This window comes from Clostridioides sp. ZZV15-6598, from assembly GCF_020657705.1.
Lineage (GTDB): Bacteria > Bacillota > Clostridia > Peptostreptococcales > Peptostreptococcaceae > Clostridioides > Clostridioides difficile_F.
The window spans coordinates 1-3463 of the sequence record NZ_JAGWCS010000225.1 but is presented as its reverse complement, the minus strand read 5'-3'; the positions used below and the strand labels follow the sequence as shown (position 1 = coordinate 3463).

Below are 3463 nucleotides of genomic sequence, written 5' to 3'. Positions count from 1 at the left end.
TCAGCCAGTTGCCAAAAAGATATTTTTCTTTTTGTTTTTATGAAAGTTTTTTAGGGGGATAATAATATATATGTTTAGAGATAAAATAGATAGATGTACACACATGTTGACTGCATATATTGGTAGTTCATATGATTATTGTGATTTTATAGATACACAGTTAGATGATTTTATACTAGAGTACGGAGAAAATGTGGTAGAATCTTGTTTGCACCAAGTGATGGTATTGGTAAGTAAGTATAATTAGATAGACATTATTTTCTAGAGTAACCCTTTTTAGTTTTATCTACATTTAATAAGTTGCTAATAAAAAAACAATTAAAATATATTTCTAGTATTCACAGTTTTATTTTTTGTTAAAATGCGTTATAATAAAGATGTAAATTCGTATCAAAAACAAAAAAAGAAACTACAATCTATTGCTCTAGAGCGAAGTTTCAAATTCAAAATAATTTAAGTAATGATTTATTCATTGAAATCGTCTTGATTGCAGTCAGGACGATTTCTTAGTTTATGTAAAGATTCTTTTAATCTACTTATAGAATCTAATAACCTTGTTATAGACTTTACTATTGTTGTAATAGATTTTATTACAATAGTAATGTAATACGCTATAACAAGTATAAACATAAGTGTTTTCATATACTCACCCCCTTTCATATGAAGGTGATTTCTGAAAACTTTCGCCCTTAGATTGTAGTTCCACAAGATAAACTTGCCATTTAATTATAACATAATTTTACAATTATCAAATATCTATTCTATGTCTTTTTTTATTTCTATAATATCGTTTGGAGTACATTCAAAAGCTAAACATATTTTTTCAATCACTGCTAATGCAACATATTCATTCTTACTTAATTTTGAAAGAGTTCCATTACTTATATTCGCTCTTTCTTTAAATTCCATTTTTTTAATATTTTTATCAAACATCATTCTCCATAAAGGTTTATATGAAACCATCTTATCACCTCTCTTGAGTAAATGATAACATCAATATTTCTACAATGTCAAAATAAATTTCTATTTTATTAGAATTTTATATTGACATACACTTTAAGACACATTATATTTATAATAAGTTGGAAATTATTTCTGATTTAATAGAAATAATTCTAACAATAAAATTAAAGGGGTGATATAAATGTGTTTTAAGACTTATATACTTAAAAGAATTGTAAATAACAAGCAATTAGAGATAACTCGAAGTTTTGACTTAGATAATCTCATTTGTACTGCAACAGAGATTTTGAAAGATAATGAGATAGATTTGATAATTATTGATGAAGTAAATAATGTTGTTTGGAAAAATGAAAAAAGCACTCCCCAACATGAGAATGCTTAATTGCAACTATAGAAGTGTACTGCGAATACACTTCTATTTTTTTATTATATCATATAATTTATGTTGTTAAAAAGAGCTATTTAAATCAATTTTAAGATGTGTTGAGTAATGTTCTTGATAAGTTTCATTAATGAATTTCAAAAAAATAAGAACTCTTTTTATTCATTATAATAGTTTTTTTAAGTCATTTAAATTTTTACTTACCAAAATATTGTATTTTTCGTCTAATTTATGCTCTGTAATCAACGAACTCCAGTATTTCTCTGTTATAAGTGCATCGCAATATGGCAAAGCTTGAGAAATACTTGCAATATCTTTATAGTCATTAATATCATTTTTTCTATATTTATTTTTTAATTTACTATGATAAATTAAAAACATATTTACATAAAAAGAATCTGGTTTTTGTTTGATATACATATCATAACTTAAATTTTCTTTTTGTTTCTCTGTAACATTTAATTTATCTAAAATCTCTTTGTACTCTTCATCAAAACATTGCGTAAATAATACACCAAACTTATGTTTTTCGGGAATAGGATTTTGAGCATCTTCTTTTCTCAATGCTTCAAATGCATCTCTATAACAAAAATTATTTTCTATTAATTCATCAATATCCCATTCTTCATCTTCTTTCATTAAAGAAAGAAAAAAATTATTTTCATTAAGAATTTTATCTTCATTTAAATTTTTAAAATCAAAACTTTTGCCAAATATATTTAATGGATTGCGTTTAATTGGTGTATAATTATAGCTATTAATTACACACTTCTTAAGTTCTTCAAATTTATTTATTCCATAAGGTTCTATAGTCCAATTTCTAGATATCTCACCCATATATTTGGCCAAACTATATCTCTGAGATTTTTGTTTTCTAGTTATCGTCTCATCATAATGAATAATTGATAAGGGGAATATCCACTCTCCAGATTTACTTTTCTCATTCACTAAATCATATATTTTTTTTAATTCTATATTTTTTTCTCTATTGGTATGGTATCTAGCTAATTCAATCCATTTATTTTGGTCTAAGTATATATATTTAGCCATAAAATACTCCTTAATAATTAAATATTCATATTTTTTTACACATAAAACTTGTTAATATTTATACACTTCTTACCATGTCTTTATTTTATTATATCAATTCTATTATAGGGCATAAAAAACAACATAGCAATATCATCTAAATCTATCTATTAATAAAATCTAACGCTTTGTAAAGTGTGTCAAACCTATCATTGCCCTTTATCATAGTATAATTTTCTTTAGTTATAGCCCCTATCTTATTACATGCTCCTCCGCCCACAACATATAAATTTTCTGTCTTACCTGGTACATAATCTTTTATATCACATATTAATATTTTTCCATCATTGTATCCCCAACCAAGCACAGTTGCAAGTACTTTATCAATCTCTCCATCATAAACTATTGTATGTTTATACATCTGTTTAACTCCCTCGTTACTTATACTTTTATTCAATACACCCTCAGTAATTAACTTAGCCATACCTTCATATCCAAGTTTCTTAGCCTTCTCATAATCATCTTTATTATCACAAAAGAAACTTTCTATTAATATTGCTGTAGGTTTGGAACTATTTAAAATATATAATCCTCTATCTAATTTAGCACCTCTATTTTTGAATACTGTTCCTAGTTTATTGCAAATTCTAGTTGCATACTCTAGACCTTTATTACTGTAATATAGCACCTCTGAGCCTTTTCCTTGCCCATCACTTGCATTTAAATGTAGTTCTATGAGTAAGTCATAGCCTCCACTATTAACCTTTGGTATTTTATAAGACTTTTCTTCATTCTTAGTTTTAAACTGCTTTTCGGGGCATATTATTACATCTACCTTATGCCCTTCTTTTCTAAATATACCTACTAATACTGGTGCAAGAGATTTATTGTATTGATACTCGTTAACTACTCCATCAGCAGAAGTGCATGCTCCATTTTTTAAAATACTGTGTCCTACTGTAATACATATTTTCATTATTTATTTTCCTCCTTTAGTTGTTTGTAAGTTTGGTTTATACCTATTGATATACCCCAACAAATCACTCCTTGTAAGACTGCATCAGCATTTAATCCTAGCATCCATACTGA

Annotated in this window: 7 protein-coding genes; 2 read left to right on the top strand and 5 right to left on the bottom strand. The window is 26.1% G+C overall.

The genetic code is table 11. The features are described from left to right. Window positions 1–70 precede the first annotated feature (70 nt). Window positions 71–247: a hypothetical protein gene (locus KGF50_RS20860; protein ID WP_227849832.1), complete on the top strand. Its 177-nt coding sequence runs from the start codon at window positions 71–73 to the stop codon at window positions 245–247. A 218-nt stretch (window positions 248–465) separates the two neighbouring features. Here the strand turns inward: KGF50_RS20860 and KGF50_RS20855 are convergent, their stop codons facing one another. Then, entirely contained in the window at window positions 466–642 is a 177-nt protein-coding gene (locus tag KGF50_RS20855; RefSeq protein ID WP_170337233.1) for a hypothetical protein, read from the bottom strand. 114 nt (window positions 643–756) lie between these two features. After that, window positions 757–963 carry a helix-turn-helix domain-containing protein gene (locus tag KGF50_RS20850; protein WP_227483473.1) on the bottom strand — a complete coding sequence of 69 codons (207 nt, stop codon included), beginning with the start codon at window positions 961–963 and terminating at the stop codon, window positions 757–759. A 181-nt stretch (window positions 964–1144) separates the two neighbouring features. Between KGF50_RS20850 and KGF50_RS20845 the strand changes: the two genes are divergently transcribed. Beyond that, window positions 1145–1345 carry a hypothetical protein gene (locus KGF50_RS20845; RefSeq protein ID WP_227849831.1) on the top strand — a complete coding sequence of 67 codons (201 nt, stop codon included), beginning with the start codon at window positions 1145–1147 and terminating at the stop codon, window positions 1343–1345. Between the two features lie 165 nt (window positions 1346–1510). Here the strand turns inward: KGF50_RS20845 and KGF50_RS20840 are convergent, their stop codons facing one another. From KGF50_RS20840 to KGF50_RS20830, 3 genes are all read right to left on the bottom strand, one after another. Continuing rightward, on the bottom strand, window positions 1511–2395 hold the full coding sequence (locus tag KGF50_RS20840) for a hypothetical protein (RefSeq protein ID WP_227849830.1): 885 nt from the start codon (window positions 2393–2395) through the stop codon (window positions 1511–1513). A gap of 142 nt (window positions 2396–2537) precedes the next feature. After that, window positions 2538–3350, bottom strand: a complete 813-nt coding sequence (locus tag KGF50_RS20835) for an N-acetylmuramoyl-L-alanine amidase (RefSeq protein WP_227849829.1) — start codon at window positions 3348–3350, stop codon at window positions 2538–2540. Then, a complete protein-coding gene (locus tag KGF50_RS20830; RefSeq protein ID WP_227847826.1) occupies window positions 3350–3454 on the bottom strand; it encodes a phage holin family protein in 105 nt (34 codons plus the stop codon). Before KGF50_RS20830 ends, KGF50_RS20835 begins: the two co-directional genes overlap by 1 nt. Window positions 3455–3463 lie beyond the last annotated feature (9 nt).